The organism is Pseudoduganella sp. SL102, assembly GCF_027856995.1.
Lineage (GTDB): Bacteria > Pseudomonadota > Gammaproteobacteria > Burkholderiales > Burkholderiaceae_D > Rugamonas > Rugamonas albidiflava.
This window is the reverse complement of record NZ_CP115554.1, coordinates 3,273,963-3,290,817: the sequence shown is the minus strand read 5'-3', so window position 1 is coordinate 3,290,817 and position 16,855 is coordinate 3,273,963. Positions and strand designations below refer to the sequence as shown.

At 67.4% G+C, this 16,855-nt stretch carries 12 protein-coding genes and 1 rRNA gene; 7 read left to right on the top strand and 6 right to left on the bottom strand.

Annotated elements, in window-relative coordinates; all coding sequences use genetic code 11:
* Positions 1 to 38: 38 nt before the first annotated feature.
* The 5 genes from galA to OU994_RS13980 all read right to left on the bottom strand — a co-directional run bounded on the left by galA (position 39) and on the right by OU994_RS13980 (position 10,483).
* Positions 39 to 2,918 (bottom strand): beta-galactosidase GalA, encoded by a 2,880-nt coding sequence (gene galA / locus OU994_RS14000; protein WP_281611250.1) that lies wholly within the window; start codon positions 2,916 to 2,918, stop codon positions 39 to 41.
* A gap of 308 nt (positions 2,919 to 3,226) precedes the next feature.
* On the bottom strand, positions 3,227 to 4,504 hold the full coding sequence (locus OU994_RS13995; RefSeq protein ID WP_281611249.1) for a glycoside hydrolase family 27 protein: 1,278 nt from the start codon (positions 4,502 to 4,504) through the stop codon (positions 3,227 to 3,229).
* A 24-nt stretch (positions 4,505 to 4,528) separates the two neighbouring features.
* Positions 4,529 to 7,522 (bottom strand): TonB-dependent receptor, encoded by a 2,994-nt coding sequence (locus OU994_RS13990; protein WP_281611248.1) that lies wholly within the window; start codon positions 7,520 to 7,522, stop codon positions 4,529 to 4,531.
* A 406-nt stretch (positions 7,523 to 7,928) separates the two neighbouring features.
* Positions 7,929 to 9,218: an ABC transporter substrate-binding protein gene (locus OU994_RS13985; protein WP_281611247.1), complete on the bottom strand. Its 1,290-nt coding sequence runs from the start codon at positions 9,216 to 9,218 to the stop codon at positions 7,929 to 7,931.
* Positions 9,215 to 10,483, bottom strand: coding sequence for an ABC transporter substrate-binding protein (locus OU994_RS13980; RefSeq protein ID WP_281611246.1), 1,269 nt, complete (start codon positions 10,481 to 10,483; stop codon positions 9,215 to 9,217). The genes OU994_RS13985 and OU994_RS13980 overlap by 4 nt, the downstream gene beginning before the upstream one ends.
* Positions 10,484 to 10,600: 117 nt before the next feature.
* Between OU994_RS13980 and OU994_RS13975 the strand changes: the two genes are divergently transcribed.
* The 7 genes from OU994_RS13975 (at position 10,601) to pqqE (ending at position 16,303) form a co-directional block, all read left to right on the top strand.
* Positions 10,601 to 11,290, top strand: coding sequence for a response regulator transcription factor (locus OU994_RS13975; protein WP_281611245.1), 690 nt, complete (start codon positions 10,601 to 10,603; stop codon positions 11,288 to 11,290).
* Positions 11,290 to 12,741, top strand: a complete 1,452-nt coding sequence (locus tag OU994_RS13970) for a sensor histidine kinase (protein ID WP_281611244.1) — start codon at positions 11,290 to 11,292, stop codon at positions 12,739 to 12,741. Before OU994_RS13975 ends, OU994_RS13970 begins: the two co-directional genes overlap by 1 nt.
* Positions 12,742 to 13,082: 341 nt before the next feature.
* Positions 13,083 to 13,157 carry a pyrroloquinoline quinone precursor peptide PqqA gene (gene pqqA, locus OU994_RS13965; protein WP_131149146.1) on the top strand — a complete coding sequence of 25 codons (75 nt, stop codon included), beginning with the start codon at positions 13,083 to 13,085 and terminating at the stop codon, positions 13,155 to 13,157.
* A gap of 66 nt (positions 13,158 to 13,223) precedes the next feature.
* Positions 13,224 to 14,177, top strand: a complete 954-nt coding sequence (gene pqqB / locus OU994_RS13960; protein ID WP_281611243.1) for a pyrroloquinoline quinone biosynthesis protein PqqB — start codon at positions 13,224 to 13,226, stop codon at positions 14,175 to 14,177.
* Complete coding sequence (gene pqqC, locus OU994_RS13955) at positions 14,174 to 14,866, top strand: pyrroloquinoline-quinone synthase PqqC (protein ID WP_281611242.1); 693 nt, start codon at positions 14,174 to 14,176, stop codon at positions 14,864 to 14,866. The genes pqqB and pqqC overlap by 4 nt, the downstream gene beginning before the upstream one ends.
* A complete protein-coding gene (gene pqqD / locus OU994_RS13950) occupies positions 14,863 to 15,144 on the top strand; it encodes a pyrroloquinoline quinone biosynthesis peptide chaperone PqqD (RefSeq protein WP_373922592.1) in 282 nt (93 codons plus the stop codon). Before pqqC ends, pqqD begins: the two co-directional genes overlap by 4 nt.
* Positions 15,101 to 16,303, top strand: a complete 1,203-nt coding sequence (pqqE, locus tag OU994_RS13945; protein WP_373922617.1) for a pyrroloquinoline quinone biosynthesis protein PqqE — start codon at positions 15,101 to 15,103, stop codon at positions 16,301 to 16,303. The genes pqqD and pqqE overlap by 44 nt, the downstream gene beginning before the upstream one ends.
* A 424-nt stretch (positions 16,304 to 16,727) precedes the next feature.
* Here the strand turns inward: pqqE and rrf are convergent.
* Positions 16,728 to 16,840: ribosomal RNA gene (gene rrf / locus OU994_RS13940) — 5S ribosomal RNA — on the bottom strand.
* Positions 16,841 to 16,855: the final 15 nt, after the last annotated feature.

The following is a 16,855-nucleotide window of genomic DNA, read 5'->3' as shown; positions in this document are numbered from 1 at the left end:
GATGACGCGGCTCGCACTGCATTCCGGCCCCGCCCGAGTCAGCGCACGTCCAGCTGCAGCGTTGCCGGCGGCAGGCCTGGCGCGGTCGCCGTCAGCGTGCCGGTGCCCGGTTCCCCGGTCGACTGCACGATCACCTGGGCCCAGCCATTGAACAGGCTGCGCCGCCACGGCGCGGCGGGCGTGGTCACGCGCACGCTGCCCCAGCGGCTGGTGCCGGCCGAGCGGTCGAACATCCCCGCCACGCCATCGGGCGGCGTCGGCAGCACGTATGCCACGCTGTTCCGGTCGCGCAGCAGCGCCGGGTCCAGCAGGACCGCCGGGCTGCCGTCGACGATTTCGGGCTTCACCGGCACGCCGTTGACATGCACCTGCTGCCCCGGGTCGAGCTGGTCGACGAACAGCCTGGCACCCTGGCCGGGGGCCAGGCGGGGACGGTCGAACTGCCCGCGCAGCACCAGGTACGGCGTACGTGCCGGCTGCCGCTCGGGTGGCAGCCATTGCGCCGGATCGCGCCACCGCGCGAGGTCGGCATCAGGCGCCAGCGCGGAAACGACATCCGGCGCGGCCGGCGCCGAAGCCGCATCCGCTCCCTCCAGCGCCAGCGTGCGCCAGCCCGACAGCGGGATGAATGCGTGGCGTTCGGCCGGCCGGTCGGCTTCATGGGATCCGGGATCGCCGTTGCCGACACCGATGATGCGCGGCGGCCCGGTCACCGCGAAGTCCATGCGGTCCGACGCGGTCGGCACCAGCCGTCCTTCGCGGTCCCGGACATTGACCCACACGACGGCGATGGCGCGGCCGTCCGCCGCAAGCCGCTCCGTGTCCCCGGAAAGATGCACGGTCGCCGGCGTGCCGGTGGTCGCCACCGCGGTATCGGCAATGCGCACGCCGCGCCGGTACGCCACGGCTTCCAGCCGGCCGGGCGCATACGGCACGCTCCAGCGCAGGTGCGAATCGCGCGGCATCGGCTGGCGGCCCAGCGAGCGTCCATCCTGCAGCAGTTCGACCTCGTCGCCGTTGCTGTACACGCGCACGTCGACGGGCTGCCCTTCCCGGCCCGGCCAGTTCCAGTGCGGCAGGATGTGGACCATGGCCTCCGGCCGCCACCACGCCTTCAGGTAGTAGGCGGTGTCCTTCAGCACGCCAGTGGTGTCGGTCATGCCGAACTGCGACGAGATGGCCGGCCAGCCGAACGGGGTGGTTTCGCCGCGGTAGTCGAAGCCGGTCCAGATGAACATGCCGGACATCCAGTCGCGTTCCTGCACGCGCCGCCAGCCTTCCTCGATGCTGAGGCTGTTGCCCGGGCGCCCCTGCCGGTCATAGGCATTCAGGTGCACTCTGGCGCGGTCGTCGAGATAGATGCCGCGCGTGGTCAGCGTGGAGCCCTCTTCGCTCATGGTGGCCGGCTTGCCGGGATGGGCGCGGTGGAAGGCGTCGACATCGTGCTGGGCGCCGTAGTTGAAGCCGATCACGTCGGCCCCCAGCGAGGTACCCCGGCCGGACGAACTGGTGGCCACCGAGGTGCGCCGGGTCGGGTCCAGCCGCTTGACGATGGCATGCATTTCCCGCGCCAGGTGGGTGCCGAGCGGCTTGCCCTCCAGGGCCCATTCCTCGTTCCCGACCGACCACAGGATCACGCTCGGATGGTTGCGGTCGCGCCGCACCAGCCGCTCGAGCTGCGAGACGATCTCCGGCGAGGTGCCCATCATGCGGTGCTCGTCGATCACCAGCATGCCGAGACGGTCGGCGGCATCCAGCAGCTCCGGCGTGGGAGGATGGTGCGCCGTGCGGTAGGCATTGACGCCGAACGACTTGAGCTGCTTCAGGCGCCAGTCCTGCAAGCCATCCGGCAGCGCCACGCCCACGCCGGCATGGTCCTGGTGGTTGTTGGTGCCCTGCAGCTTGATGCGCTTGCCGTTCAGGGAAAAGCCCTTGTCCGGGTCGAAGGATACGGTGCGGATGCCGAAGCGGGTTTCGTAGCTGTCGACTGTGCGGCCGTCCTGCAGCAGCGTGGTGCGCAGTACGTAAAGGTGCGGGTCGTCGAGTGACCACAGGCGCGGCTTGGCCAGCACCAGGCGCTGGCGGGAGGCGGCCGTCGCGGAGGCGCCCGCGGCCAGGCCGGCGGCACGGGTGTGCGCCAGCGTGCCACCATCCGGGCCGAGGATGCGGTGTTCGACCGTGAAGCGTGCGGCCTGCCGGGCATCGTTGCGCACGCTCAGGTCCACCTCGATCGCGGCACGCCCATCGGCCACGGCGGTCTTCACGAACGTGCCCCATTGCGCCACGTGCAGCGGCGCGGTCTTGGTCAGCCACACGTGCCGGTAGATGCCGGCGCCTTCATAGAACCAGCCCTCTTCCATCGTGGCGTCGACCCGCACGGCGATCGTGTTGGTGCCGCCGTAGTCGAGGTAATCGGTGATGTCGTGGCGGAAGCCCGAATAGCCGCTGGGCTCCCTGCCGAGATAGTGGCCGTTGACCCAGACCACGCTGTCGCGGTAGGCGCCGTCGAATTCCAGCGCAATACGACGCCCCCGATCGCTGGCCGGGATCTCGATGGTCTTGCGGTACCAGCCCACGCTGTTTTCCGGGAAGGCGCGGCCGATCGCCTTCGAGCCGTGGTTGGTATCGCCGCGCGCATCGAACGGCAGTTCCACCGCCCAGTCGTGCGGCAGGTCGAGCCTGCGCCAGCCGGCATCCTTGAAGCCGGGTGCCGCCGGGCCGTCGCCATAGCCCGCCTTGGCGAAGAAGAACGCCCGCAGGCCATGGCCGAAGTCCTGGCGGGCGTCATGGGCGTGGCCGTGGGCGAAGCGCCAGTCCCGGTCGAGATTGATGCGCTCGCGCGGCGCCTGGGCGCCGGCCGGCAGCAGCCAGGCAAATAGCGACAGCGCCAGCAAGGCGCGTTTGAACGAATGCCACATGCGGTCTCCGTGGATGAGTGGATCGGTGAATATGCCGGGCCTCGCTAAAAATAGCGCCCCGAGGGTAGCGCCGTTCAGTTGGTACGCAGCGATCCAATACGCATGCGTTCACCCCAGAAGCGAGAGGCTCGGGTCAGACCCGCCGGGGTGAAGCAGGGGTTTCGCGAAGCATGCTTCGCGCCTGCGGAACGGTGCTGGCATGCATGCCAGCACTCCTCTCTGACCCCGGGGTTTGCACCTGGGGTTGATTTATCTGAACAGCATTACACTGCGGGGCGCCGAAGAGGAGACACGGTACGAGCCGGGTCCTAACGGGGGCTCTGGGGCCGCAGGTGCAGCACCACCACGCCGTGCGCCGGCACATTCATGGCATACGGCTTGCCGGTATCGCCGGTGTCGCCGCTCCACAGCTCGGTGAAGCTGTGCCGCACCTTGCCGAAGTGGACCTGGTTGTGGGTGAATTCATCCTTCAGTTCATGCTCGTTCCAGTCGAACCGGTAGCTGCGCGCCTTGTCGGCGCGGTTCAGGAACATCAGCGCCCACTCGCCGTTGGCCAGCGGCTTGGCATACATGTCCAGCTGGCCGTCGTTCATGAAGCGCCATGCCTGGATGCCCCGCTCGTCCTGGTTGAGGGCGATGACGCGGCGGTTGGTGAGGATCTTGCGGGTGGTGGCCGACATCTTGCGGATGTCGTTCCCGGCGATCAGCGGCGAATTCATCATCGCCCAGATCGAGAAGTGCGCCTTGTCCTCGTCCTCCGTCATGCCCTTGCCGACTTCCATCATGTCCATGTCGTTCCAGCGCCCCGGGCCGGAGAACTTGCGCAGGCCGGCCTGCTTGTCGAGGATCGGCAGCACGCCCCACGACGACCAGGTGCCGCGGTTGAAGTCGCAGTCCCAGCATGGATAGATGTCGCCCGTCGTGCGCCACGAATGGCCCACGTCCGCCGCCCAGTCCCACGGCTTGGTGTCGCCCCACTCGCAGATGGCGAACAGGATTGGCCGGCCGGCGGCGCGCAGGGCGTCGCGCATGGTGGTGTAGGCACCCTTCGAGTTCAATCCCTCGGTGTCGCACCAGTCGTACTTGAGGTAGTCGATGCCCCAGCGCGCGTAGGTCTGCGCGTCCTGGTATTCGTGGCCGCGGCTGCCCGGCTTGCCGGCGCAGGTGTGCGCGCCGGCATCCGAGTAGATGCCCAGCTTGAGCCCGCGGGCGTGCACATAGTCGGCCAGCGCCTTCATGCCGGACGGGAAGCGCTGCGGATCGGGCTGGATGAAGCCATTCTCGTCGCGCTTGCCGTGCCAGCAGTCGTCGATGTTGACGTATACATAGCCGGCCTCGCGCATGCCGGACGAGACCAGCGCGTCGGCCGATTCGCGGATCAGCTGCTCGTTGATGTCGCAGGCGAAGGTGTTCCAGGTGTTCCAGCCCATCTGCGGGGTCTTGGCCAGTTCGGTGAACTTGGCCGGGGCGGCCGCCGCGGGCTTGACGCTGGCCTGGGCATGGGCCTCGGTGGCAACAAGGGAAACGGCAAAGGGGGCGGCGAACAGTGCGCCGAGCATCAGTTGTGGCAGTCGTGCTTTCATCATGGCTCTTTGGGTTGGTAAGTGGGTTCAGAACGAATATCCGGCGCGCAGGCTGTAGCGCGGCCCCGAGACGAAGTGGGCGCGGCGCTTGTCGCCGATCCCCTGGTGCATGGTCTGTCCGTAGCGCGCGTCGCTCAGGTTCTGCGCCTGGAAGTCGATCTTGAAGTTCTCGCTGAACTTGTACGACACGCCGCCATCGAGCTGGCCGTAATCGTCGGCCCACAGCGGCAGGCCCCAGGCCACGTTGCGCTCGCCGAAGTCCGGGCTGGCCGGGTTGGTGTCGGTGCCGTCCGAACCGCGCGTGCCGTTGGTGTTCGTGCTGAGGAAGTAGCGCGAGCGCCAGTTGAAGGCCAGGCGTGCCGACCACGGTCCCCGGTCGAACAGGATCGCCACGTTGTAGGCGTTCTTCGACATCTGCGCCAGTGGCAGGTCGCCGAAGGTCCGGCCATCGATATCGCAGCCGTTCATGTTCAGGTTGATGTTGGCGGCCCCGCCTTCGCTGCCCGAGCAGAACTCGCTGCGCACCGGGTTGTACAGCTTGCGATGGCTGTCGACATAGGTGTAGTTGGCTTGCAGGCCGAGCCCCTTCAGCCAGTCGGGCAGCCCGTCGAAGTACTGCTGGTAGGCGATCTCGGCGCCGCGCACGGTGCCGCGCGCACCGTTGACCGGTGACGTTACCAGGAACTGCTGCAGGTTGCCCTGCACGTCCGGCAGGCCGATCGACACCGTCTGGTCGATGATCACATCCTTCAGGCGCTTGCCGAACACGGCCAGCGTCAGCGAGCCGGAATTGGCGAAGTACCATTCGGCAGTGAGGTCGAGCTGGCGCGAGGTGATCGGCTTCAGGGAAGGATTGCCTTCCGCGGTGCCGGTGCGGCGCACCGCGGTCACAGTGGTGACGCCGGTGGCTTCGTTGAGCACGGAGTCGACGTCCTGCGACATCCTGGTGTAGGCCTGCAGGTCGTCGAAGTCCGGGCGCGACATCGAGGTGCCGAACGCGGCGCGGAACTGCAGCTTGTCACTGGCCTTCAGGCGCAGGTTCAAGGTGGGCAGCACGTTGTTGTAGTCGTTCTTCACGTCGCGCCGCTCTTCGAACGCGGGGATGATCGGCACCGGCAGGCCGGTGACCTGGGCACCCTGGGGTGGCGCCGCGCCGGGCCGGAACGAGGTGTAGCCGCGCGAGCGCGAACGGGTCTGCACATAGCGCACGCCGAGGTTGCCGTCGACCGGATAGGCCAGGTTGTCGAAGCCGAAGCGCAGCTGGGTGTAGAAGGCGCGCGTCTTCTCGCGCTGGTCGTTGGTGCCGGCCGGGTTGTCGCCGCCGAAGCGCGCGGGCGTCCACGCCTCGCAGGTGCCGCCGCCGAGGACCACCCTCTGCTCCTGGCAAAGCAGCATGTGGTAGGAGTGCAGCAGCTGGTACGAGTCGGGATAGCCGGCGGCCACGCTGGGCGCCGGGAACACCACCGCCGGCACGCTGATGTCGCCACCGAAGAAGTTCGGGAAGCTGTTTGTCACCGTCGGCGCGTTGAAGCGCGGGTCGCTGAGGTAGGCCAGCTTGCCGATGTCCCAGTCCACCATCCACGGCTGCGTCACGCCCTTCCAGTTGTAGCTGGGATCGGAGTTGACCGTCAGCGCCTCGCGGTCGGTCAGGCGCACGCCGAAGCGCAGGTCGCGCAGCACCGGATGGTCGAAGGTATAGCGTGCATCGCCCTTCCACGCCTTCAGCTCGCCGGTATTGCGGTGCATGTGCTCCATCGTGCTGCCCCAGTAGTAGTTCGCGGGGTCGGCCAGGAAGGTGCGCTGCGCGTCGGTGAACTCGATGCTCGGCAGCTTGCCGCGGTAGTCGAGGCGCTGGCTCGGCATCAGCATGCCCAGGCCTACCGCCGACGAAAAGGCATCCGCCTTCGAGGTGGTGCGCTGCAGGTCGCTGGACAGGGTCCAGTCTTCCGATACCTTCCACTGCACGTTCCAGCCGATGTCGGTGGTTTTCGAGTTGCCCTTGTTGAAGCCGCCCGCATTGCTGAACGGGATGCCGCCGTTGGTCCGGTCGCTGATGGTGCCGGTCAGCAGCGCGCCCCGGTCGTCGTACGTGGCGTCGGACACCTGAAGGTCGTACGGGGCGGCCGACGAGAAGATCGACTGTTCCAGCGCATTGTCCTTGTAGCGCGACTGGAACAGGGTCAGGTGGCTGCGCACGTCCTTCATGCGCCATTGCAGGGCACCGTAGGCGCCCTGGCGCTTGCGGTCGTACTCGTAGGTGCGCCACTGCGCGCCCTTCGGGATCCATACGGTGCGTCCCGGCTCGATGCCGGTGCGCGGGTAGAACGGCTCGAACTGGAAGGTGTCGGTGCGGGTCGAGCTGTCCGACGAGGCCACGTCGAACAGCACGCCCCACTCGCCCAGGCTGCTCTTCCACCGGTTCGAATACAGCAGGGACCCCGACAGGTCCGGCTTGCCCTTGCGCAGTGTCGAATGGGTGACTTCCAGCGAACCGCCGACGCGCTGCGCCTTGAAGTCGAACGGCAGCGCGGTGCGCAGGTTGACCAGGCCGGAAATGCCGCCTTCGGTCTGCTCGGCCGAAGGATTCTTGTAGACGTCCACGCCCGACATCAGTTCGGGCGGAATGTCGCCCCAGCTGAGCGAGCGCCCGCCGTTGGCGGCGAAGGCCTCGCGGCCATTCAGTTCCGAGCGCACATAGTTCAGGCCGCGGATGTTCACGCCGGCGCCTTCCACCGAGAAGCGTTCGTTGTCGCCGGCCTGCCGGTTGATGCTCACGCCGACCACGCGCTGCAGCACCTCGGTGACCGAGCGGTCGGGCAGCTTGCCGATGTCGTCGGCAACCACCGAATCGACGATCTCGTCGGAATCCTGCTTGATCTTCTGGGCCGAATTGAGCGCGGCGCGCTGGCCGGTGACCACCACCACCGCGCCGGCGTCGGCTTCCTGCGCATGCGCGGCGCCGGCCGTCCACGCGAGCTGGGCTACCGCCAGGGCAATGGCGGTCCTGCTGGTTCGATTCATGTTGTCCCCTCCTGATGGGCCAGGCGCCGAGCGATGGTGCGCCTGGTCTGTTTTTTTACGGCGTGCCCGTGCATGCCGTTCCTGTTTTCGCCATCAACCTGAACGGAAGATATACGAAATATTTCAAGCGGAACGATGAATCATGGCATCGGCAGCGTCAAGGGCGCCGTCCATAACGGGAGTTATTTCGCGCTGCTTACTAAACAAGCGCCCCGGGGCGGCAACACTTGCCTTCGGACGCAGAGAAAATGCTGGAACAAGTGGATCGCCAGCCATGCGGTGGCGGCCTCCCATTCAGCTGGATGAACTTTGCATGAACGCGCTGACTGAGCACGGCACTGAGCACGGCACTGAGCACGCTGACTGAGCACGCCGACCGAGCACGCTGGCTGGGCCGGATGCGCGTTCAGGGAACACTGGCCGGGCGCGATGCGGCGACCGATGCCGGCGGCTTGCGCGTCAGCGCGACAAGCCGGCGCATGGTGGTTTCCGGCGCGATGCGCTCGTCGTTCCAGAATTCGCTGAGCACGTTGCGGAAGGCTTGTTCGAGGTCCGGCGGCAACGCCATGGCCAGTGCGGGCACCAGCGTGCCGTCGCGCGCAGCAGCCTGGAACGCGCCGGCGGCCTGGCGCGCGCACGGCCCGTAGCCATCCAGGGCCACGCCCGCGCGGGCCGGGATCGATCCCTTGCGCAGGTTGAAGTCGTGCTGGATGGCGGGCGACATGACCAGCGCCGCGAGATCGAGCTGGCCGCGGCGCTGCGCGGCGGGCCCCTTGAACATGGCGAACGAATCGACCACGAAGGAAAAGCTGCCGGCCGATCCGGGCGACGGAACACAGGCGAAACTGTCGCCCAGCCGCCGCGCTTCCGGATACAGCTGCGGGTTGGCCCAGTCGCCCATCAGCAGCATGCCGGCGCCGCCGCTGGCCAGCGCCACGGCGGCCTCCCGCTGTGGCGACGCCGGCTGCCCGGCGCCGGTGTAGGCACGGATGCGGCGGAAGGTACGCAGCACCCGCGCCATGGTGGGCCCGGCCAGCTGGGCCGGATCGTGCGCCACCAGCGCCTGCCGGTAGAACGCCGGCCCGCCCACGCCCAGCGCGACGCTTTCGAACAGCAGCTGCTCTTCCCACGCATGGCCGCCATAGGCCAGCGCGGTATGGCCGGCACGCTTCATGGCCTCGGCCGTGGCGAAGAATTCGTCCCAGCTGGCCGGCACCCGCGCGCCCGATTGCTTCAGGATGCGCTGGTTGATCCACAGCCAGTTGATGCGGTGGATATTGAGCGGCACGCCGACATAGCGGCCCTGGTGCTTCATGGCGTCGGCCACCACGCCGGGCAGCGCCTCGTCCCAGCGTTCGGCGCGCGCCACGTCGTCGAGCGGCATCACGAGACCGCGCCGGGCCATCGTGGCGATGACGGGGCCCTTGATCTGCGCCACGGCGGGCGGATTGCGCAGCCGCACGCGCGAATCCAGCAGCGCCGCGGCCAGCCCCTCGGCGCCATTGGCCACCGCGAAATCGACCCACTCGTGCCCGCGCGCTTGCAGCGCCGCCTGCAGTACCCGGGCGGCCTGCTGGTCGGGGCCTGTTTCAAGATGGTTGAGCACTTCCAGGACCGCCGCGCTGCCAGGGACGGCGCCGCCGGCCAGGACCAGCGCCAGGGCCGGCACCAGCAGCATGCGTGCGCGCGCTGTCATGGCCTGCGTCCGGTCGCGGCAATCATGCGCGCCATGACCGTGCGCGGCGCCATCCGGTCGTCGCGCCAGTAGTCGGTGACGATCGCTTGCAGCGCTTCCACCACGGCCGGCGCCACCGCCACGCCCATGCTGGGCACCAGCGTGCCGCCGCGGGCAGCCAGACGGTACGCCGCGCCCGATGCCTGGGCACAGCGCCCGAACGGCGCCAGGTCGGCGTCCAGGCGCACCGGCAACGCGCCCTTGGCCAGGTTCAGCTGCCGCTGCACCGGTGGCGACATCAGCGCCGAGGCAAAATCGCGCTGTGCCGGAGCCTTGGCCGCCGCGACCTTGAACGTCACGACAGAGTCCAGGGCGAAGATATAGCCTGGCGCGCTGGCCGGCGCGGCGGCGCAGGCATAGTCCAGCCTGCCCGTCGCCTGCGCATCGGCAAACACGGGACCGGCCCACTCGCCCATCAGCTGCATGCCCGCCACGCCGCGGATCACCTCCTGCGAAGCGGTGGTCCAGTCGCGCTCCGGCCGGCGCGTGTCCGTGTACTGTTTCAACCGCCGGAAGGTCTGCAGGGCGCGCTCCATGTCGGGACTCGCCAGCGCGGCCGGATCGAGCTCCACCAGCGCCCGGCGATAGAACGCCGGCCCGGCGCTGCCCAGCACCACGGTTTCGAGCAGGTGCAGGTTCTGCCAGGGCTGCGCGCCGTGCGCCAGCGGCACGACGCCTATGCGCCGGATCGCCTCGGCGGCCGCGAAGAATTCCTGCCACGTGCCAGGCGCGCGCACCCCTGCACGCGCCAGCACGGCGGCATTCATCCACAGCCAGTTATTGCGGTGCACGTGGACCGGCACCGCGACATAGCTGCCGCGGTACTTGAGCGTGGCGGCGACCGCCGCCGGCAGCAGCTTGTCCCATCCTTCGTCCCTGGCCAGCCGGTCGATGCCGCCCAGCGCGCCCTGGCGTCCCCACTGGCCGATGGCATCCACCGGCATCATTTGCGCGGCGGCCGGCGGGTCCCCGCCCGCGATCCGCTTGCGCAGCAGGGTGATGGCGTCGGCCTGGGCGTCGCCGCCACCGACATCGCGCCAGTCGTGGCCCTGTTCCGCCATGCGGCCATGCAGCAGCGTCAGCGCCCCGGCATATTCGCCACCGGTCCAGTAGTGCAGGACCTCGAGCTCGGCGGCCATCCCCGTCCGGACGCCGCCGCACGCCAGCATGGCGAGCAGGATCGCCGCGCGTGTGCATGAACGAAGCGGATTCCGGGGTGGCGTCAAGATCGGTTCCTTCGTAACGGAAGAGCCGGACATTATCATGCAAAGGGCTCCGGGGGAAAGCCGCGGCGGGGATGCGCCGGCGTTGAAGCGCCTGCCATAACCCGTTAATATCGCGCAATGCAACTATTACTCGCCGAAGACGACCAGATACTCGCAGCCGGCCTGGGCGCCCAGCTGGCACAGGCCGGATTCGCGGTGCAGCATGCGCCGAATGGCCCGGTCGCCGAATACCTGCTGACCAGCCAGCCCTACGATATCGCGATCATCGACCTCGGCCTGCCGATGGTCGACGGCTTGAGCGTCTTGAAGACGGTGCGCGCGGTGCGCCCGGAGTTGCCGGTGGTGATCCTGACGGCGCTGGACAAGCTCGATGCGCGGCTGGCCAGCCTGAACGGCGGCGCGGACGACTTCATCACCAAGCCATTCATCTTTTCCGAACTGGAAGCGCGGCTGCGCGCGGTATTGCGCCGCTCGCGCCATGCCGGCAGCGGCGCCGCTCCCTTCGCCGAGCTGACCGCGGGCGCGCTGCGCTTCGACCGCGAAACGCGCCGCGCCATGGTCAATTCCGACCTGGTCGACCTGAGCCCGCGCGAAGCGATCCTGCTCGACCTGCTGCTCGCCAACACGGGCAAGGTGGTCCGCAAGGACCAGATCGCCGCCTTGTGGAACGACGACGGCAGCGGCAATTCGGCGGAAGTCCACATCTACCGGCTGCGCCGCAAGCTCGATAGTTCCGGCGTGGCGATCCGCACCATCCGCGGCCTGGGCTACCTGCTGGAAGCCGACCCGGCAGGCACGCGCGGCTGATGCCCTGGCCAAGGCGCCCGAGGCCCGCGGTCGACTGGTCGCTGCGTTCGCAGCTGGTGGCCTGGGTGCTGCTGCCGCAACTGGTGCTGTGGGTCGCCGGCGGTGCCGCCACCTATCGCCTGGCGGTGAACTACGTCAACGAAGCGGCCGACGCCACCCTTTCGCAGGCCGCGCGCACGCTGGCACGCCAGGTCAAGCCGATCGGCAACGGGCTGTTGATCGACCTGCCGCGCGCGGCGCAGAACATCCTGGAAGCCGATCCGAACGACCGCTTCCTGTACACCGTCAGCACGCCACCCGGCCGGTTCATCCTCGGTAACAACGCCATCCCGCTGCCGCCCGCCCACATGCTGCCGCGCCCGAACGATCCCTATTTCTACGACGGTGAAATGGAGCCGGACGATTCGGGTGCCACGCCCGGCCCGGCCAAGGTGCGGGTAGCGGCGCTGTACCTGAAGAATGGCGAAGTGAATGGCCGCCAGCAATGGATGCTGGTACAGGTGGCGCGCGGCGTAGCGGCGCGAGAATCCATCTGGAAGCGGATCCTGCTCGACACCCTGCTGCCGCTGTCGGCACTGATCATGCTGATGACCGTGATCGTCTGGGCCGGCACCGGCGCCGGGCTCGCGCCGCTGCTGCGCCTGCGCCGCGAAGTGGAAGGCCGCTCGCCGAACGACCTCACCCCGCTGCGCGCCGAAGCGGCCCCGCGCGAACTGCGCTCGCTGGTGCGCGCGCTGAACGCGCTGCTGGCCGCGGTGCGCCAGAATGTCGATGCTCAGAAGCGCTTCATCGCCGATGCCGCCCACCAGTTGCGCACGCCGCTGGCGGGCCTGATCAGCCACGCCGAACTGGCACTGGGCGCGACCAACGACAAGGCCCTGGTGGCCCGCCTGACCATGCTGCACCAGAGCGCCACGCGCAGCGCCCACCTCATTTCCCGCATGCTGATGCTGGCGCGCGCCGAGCCCGAGGCGGCCATGGTGCGGGAGCGCTCGCCCGTCGAACTTGGCGCGCTGGTCGAGCAGGTGGTCGCGGACATGGTGCCGAAGGCGCTGCGTGCCGGCGCCGATCTCGGCATCGCCGACCAGGGCGCGGCGGATGATCCGGCTGGCCTGCAGGTGCTGGCCAATCCGATGCTGCTGGCCGAGGCGCTCGTCAACATCCTCGACAACGCCATCGAATATGCCGGCTCGGGCAGCGAGATCACCGTGGCCCTGTGGCGCGATGGCGGCCATGCCCGCATCAGCGTCAGCGACAACGGCCCCGGCATCGCCCGCGCCGACCATGCTCGCGTGTTCGACCGGTTCGTGCGTGCCACGGACCAGGGCCTGGGCTGCGGGCTGGGCCTGGCGATCGTGCAGGAGATCGTCATGCAGCATGGCGGCAGCGTGGCGCTGGAAGATGTCGATCCGCACGGCCTGGAGGTGATCGTCAAGCTGCCCTTGCTGTGACAAGCCGGCAGGAAGGGCTCTTCCACCTGCAAACCGGCCGGCGATACATCGGTGGTGCAGACCTTCCGGCCTTCGACTGGCACAGTGCGTCATCGGGGCTGACACACTGTTCGGTTTTGACACACTGTTGCGCCGACCTGCGTCACAGCCCTTCCGCATCCGGTGGCGCAATGGGCTTCCCACCTGTGCCCGCTGCGCGCCAGGTCCTGCCTCGCCTGCCTCGCCCTCTTTGGCACGATTCTCGCTTTATGCCCGTGACTGCACGAACCGTGCGGTAAGCCCTTGAGCCGTCCGTCCGCGTAACCGGCCTGCTCATCACACCAACCTGGAGGAGACCTGTCATGACCTGGAGCAAACCGGAATTTACCGACCTGCGGTTCGGATTCGAAATCACGATGTATATCGCAAACCGCTAGGGCCTGGCTCGGGAAACCGTGCCGCAGGGTGAGCCGGGCACGGATTTCCGTCCACTGAACGACACCATGAAAATCATCGTATTGGGCTCGGCAGCCGGCGGCGGCTTCCCGCAGTGGAACTGCAACTGCCGCAATTGCGCGGGCGTGCGCAACGGCACGCTTGCCGCCACGGCCCGTACCCAATCGTCGATCGCGGTCTCGGGCGATGGCAACGACTGGGTGCTGATCAACGCGTCTCCCGACATCCTGGCGCAGATCCGCGCGACGCCGGCGCTGCAGCCGTCGCGGGCAAAGCGCGATTCCCGCATCGCCGCCGTGATGCTGATGGATGCGCAGATCGACCATATCACCGGTCTGTTGATGCTGCGCGAGGGAACGCCGCTGCCACTCTACTGCACCGCATCGGTATGGAACGATCTCAACACCAGCCTGCCCCTGGCGCCGGTGCTGTCGCACTACTGCGGTGTGCATTGGCATGCGTTGCACACCATCGGCGACGGGCCCGGCATGCAGGCGGTGCAGGTGCCGGGCATCGACGGCATCCGTTTCATGCCGCTGGTCCTGTCCAGCAAGGCGCCGCCGTATTCGCCGCACCGCACGCAGCCGGGCATCGGCGACAATATCGGCCTGCTGATCGAGGATACCGGCAGCGGCAGGTCGCTGTTCTACGCGCCGGGGCTGGGCATGATCGAGCCGCAGGTCGATGCCGCGATGCGCCAGGCCGACTGCGTGCTGGTCGATGGCACGTTCTGGCGCGCCGACGAGATGATCGAACTGGGCTTTTCCAGCAAAAGCGCGGCCGACATGGGCCATTTGCCGCAGTCGGGCGAGGCCGGGATGATCGCGGTGCTCGATAGCCTGGATGCGCACGCGGATGCGCGGCGCCAGGCGGAACGGCGCAAGATCCTCATTCACATCAATAACACCAACCCGATCCTGGACGACGGCTCGGCGCAGCGTGCGCTGCTGGCGCGCCACGGCATCGAAGTCGCCTTCGACGGCATGGAGATCGTCCTGTGACGGGCGCACCGGCCTGGAGCCGAACCGAGTTCGAAGCGCAGTTGCGCGCGCGTGGCGCCGGCTACCACATCAATCATCCGTTCAACGTCAGGATGAACAGCGGCCTGCTGCGCGAGGACCAGATCCGCGGCTGGGTTGCCAACCGCTTTTATTACCAGGTCAGCATCCCGCAAAAGGACGGCGCGATCATCGCCAACTGCCCCGATCGGGAAACCCGCCGCAAATGGGTGCGCCGCATCCTCGACCATGACGGCTGGGACGGCAACGATGGGGGCATCGAAGCCTGGCTGCGGCTCGGCGCGGCGGTCGGCATCGAAGACGGGGTGTTGTGGTCGCAACGCCACGTGGTGCCCGGTGTCCGTTTCGCTGTCGATGCCTACGTCAATTTTGCGCGCCGGGCGCCCTGGCAGGAGGCGGTCTGCTCGTCACTGACGGAAATGTTCGCCCCGCAGATCCACAAGGACCGCCTGGCCAACTGGCCTGCCCACTATGGCTGGATCGACCCGGTGGGCCTGCAGTATTTCCGCGGCCGTATTTCGCTGGCCGAACGCGACGTCGAGCACGGCCTGCAGGTCACGCTCGATCATTTCACGACGCGCGCCCAGCAGGAGCGTGCGCTCGAGATCCTGCAGTTCAAGCTCGACATCCTGTGGTCCATGCTCGATGCGATCGAAAAAGCCTACCCATGACCTCAGGTGCCACGATGACGACGATTCCCGACAAGCCGTTTCTTTCCCGCCTGTTCCGCATGCAGTGGGAGGAAACGCAAGGCGCGTATGTTCTGCTGTACCCGGAAGGCATGGTCAAGCTCAACCAGAGCGCGGCCGAGATCCTGAAACGCTGCGACGGCCAGCGCAGCGTACCGGCCATCGTCGACGAACTGGAACAGGCGTTCAAGGCCAGCGGCCTGGGGGCCGATGTCGATGAATTCCTGCGCTCCGCCTGCGCACGTGGCTGGCTGGCCTGAGCCCGCGGCAGTGAACGCCCCCGGACCTCGCCAGGCCATCGCGGCGCCACTCTGGCTGCTGGCGGAGCTGACGTATCGCTGCCCGCTCCACTGCGCCTTCTGCTACAACCCTGTCGATTACGCCAGGGACCGCGCCGAACTCTCCACCGAACAATGGTTCGACGTGATGCGCCAGGCACGCCAGTTGGGTGCGGCCCAGCTCGGGTTTTCGGGCGGCGAGCCGCTGGTGCGCGACGACCTCGAACAACTGGTCGGCGAAGGCCGCCGGCTCGGGTTCTACACCAACCTCATCACCTCCGGCGTTGGCCTGACCGAAACGCGGCTGGCCCGCATGAAGGAGCTCGGGCTGGACCATATCCAGTTGTCGTTCCAGGACTCGACCCGCGAAATGAACGATTTCCTGTCCAGCACCCGGACCTTCGAGCTGAAAGCGCGGGTAGCCAGGCTGATCAAGCAGTACGACTATCCGATGGTGCTCAATGTCGTGCTGCACCGCTTCAACCTCGACCACGTCGACCGCATCATCGACATGGCGCTGGAGATGGGCGTCGACTACCTGGAACTGGCGAACACGCAGTATTACGGCTGGGGCCTGGTCAACCGGGCACAGTTGATGCCCACGCGCGAGCAGCTGCGGCGTGCCGAGGCCGTGGTCAACGACTATCGCGCCCGGATCGGCAGCAAGGTGCGGATCCTGTTCGTCGTGCCCGACTATTTCGAGGAGCGCCCCAAGGCATGCATGAACGGCTGGGGTTCGGTCTTCCTCGGCATTGCCCCGGACGGCACCGCCCTGCCCTGCCACGCCGCCCGCTCGCTGCCGGGCATCGCTTTTCCCAACGTTCGTGAATACAGCCTGAAGGACATCTGGTACGCCAGCGGCGCCTTCAATCGCTACCGCGGCGATGCCTGGATGAAGTCACCCTGCCGCGCCTGCCCCGAGAAAGACAAGGATTTCGGTGGCTGCCGCTGCCAGGCCTACGCACTGACCGGGGACGCCGCAAATGCCGACCCGGTATGCTCACGGTCGCCGCAACACGCCGACGTACATGCCATCGTCATGGAGGCCCAACGGGCACAGGAAGCGACGCTGCAGCAGCAGGTCCAGCCGATCGTATTCCGCACGAATGCGAACTCGCGCCGCCGCGGGAGCGGGCCGTAGAACCAGCTACGTGACCGCCTGGGGATGGTGGCGGCATTGACGCCGGCATCGTGTTCATGAAGCGAGGTCGGGCAGTGCCCGGTTTCGCTACAGGTTTCGCGGCGAGAGCGGAGCCTGTCCCCGAAGAGCATCAAACCGGTGACAGGCTCCGATTCCTTTCGAAAGCTTCCTGCAAACCGGTGACAGGCTCCGATTATGTTCGAAAGGTTCTCGAAACCGGAGCCTGTCCCCGGTTTCGCTAAAGGTTTCGCGGCGAAATCGGAGCCTGTCCCCGGTTTCGTTGCAGGTTTCGCGGCGAAATCGGAGCCTGTCCCCGGTTTTTTTCGAAATCGGAGCCTGTCCCCGGTTTTTTTGGTAACAATCTGGGTGGCCAAAAGCAAAAAACCCCCGCCAGATCACTGGGCGGGGGTTTTTCTATATAACAGCCTGACGATAACCTACTTTCACACTGGTTGCAGCACTATCATCGGCGCAAAGTCGTTTCACGGTCCTGTTCGGGATGGGAAGGGGTGGGACCGACTTGCTATGGTCATCAGGCATGACTTGTACGCA

Excerpts from the sequence above, each read along its gene's own strand:
- OU994_RS13975 (WP_281611245.1), top strand. The coding sequence starts at position 10,601 with ATGCAACTATTACTCGCCGAAGACGACCAGATACTCGCAGCCGGCCTG.
- OU994_RS13995 (WP_281611249.1), bottom strand. The coding sequence starts at position 4,504 with ATGATGAAAGCACGACTGCCACAACTGATGCTCGGCGCACTGTTCGCC.
- pqqB (WP_281611243.1), top strand. The coding sequence starts at position 13,224 with ATGAAAATCATCGTATTGGGCTCGGCAGCCGGCGGCGGCTTCCCGCAG.
- OU994_RS13970 (WP_281611244.1), top strand. The coding sequence starts at position 11,290 with ATGCCCTGGCCAAGGCGCCCGAGGCCCGCGGTCGACTGGTCGCTGCGT.
- galA (WP_281611250.1), bottom strand. The coding sequence starts at position 2,918 with ATGTGGCATTCGTTCAAACGCGCCTTGCTGGCGCTGTCGCTATTTGCC.
- OU994_RS13985 (WP_281611247.1), bottom strand. The coding sequence starts at position 9,218 with ATGACAGCGCGCGCACGCATGCTGCTGGTGCCGGCCCTGGCGCTGGTC.
- pqqD (WP_373922592.1), top strand. The coding sequence starts at position 14,863 with ATGACCTCAGGTGCCACGATGACGACGATTCCCGACAAGCCGTTTCTT.
- OU994_RS13990 (WP_281611248.1), bottom strand. The coding sequence starts at position 7,522 with ATGAATCGAACCAGCAGGACCGCCATTGCCCTGGCGGTAGCCCAGCTC.
- pqqE (WP_373922617.1), top strand. The coding sequence starts at position 15,101 with ATGAATTCCTGCGCTCCGCCTGCGCACGTGGCTGGCTGGCCTGAGCCC.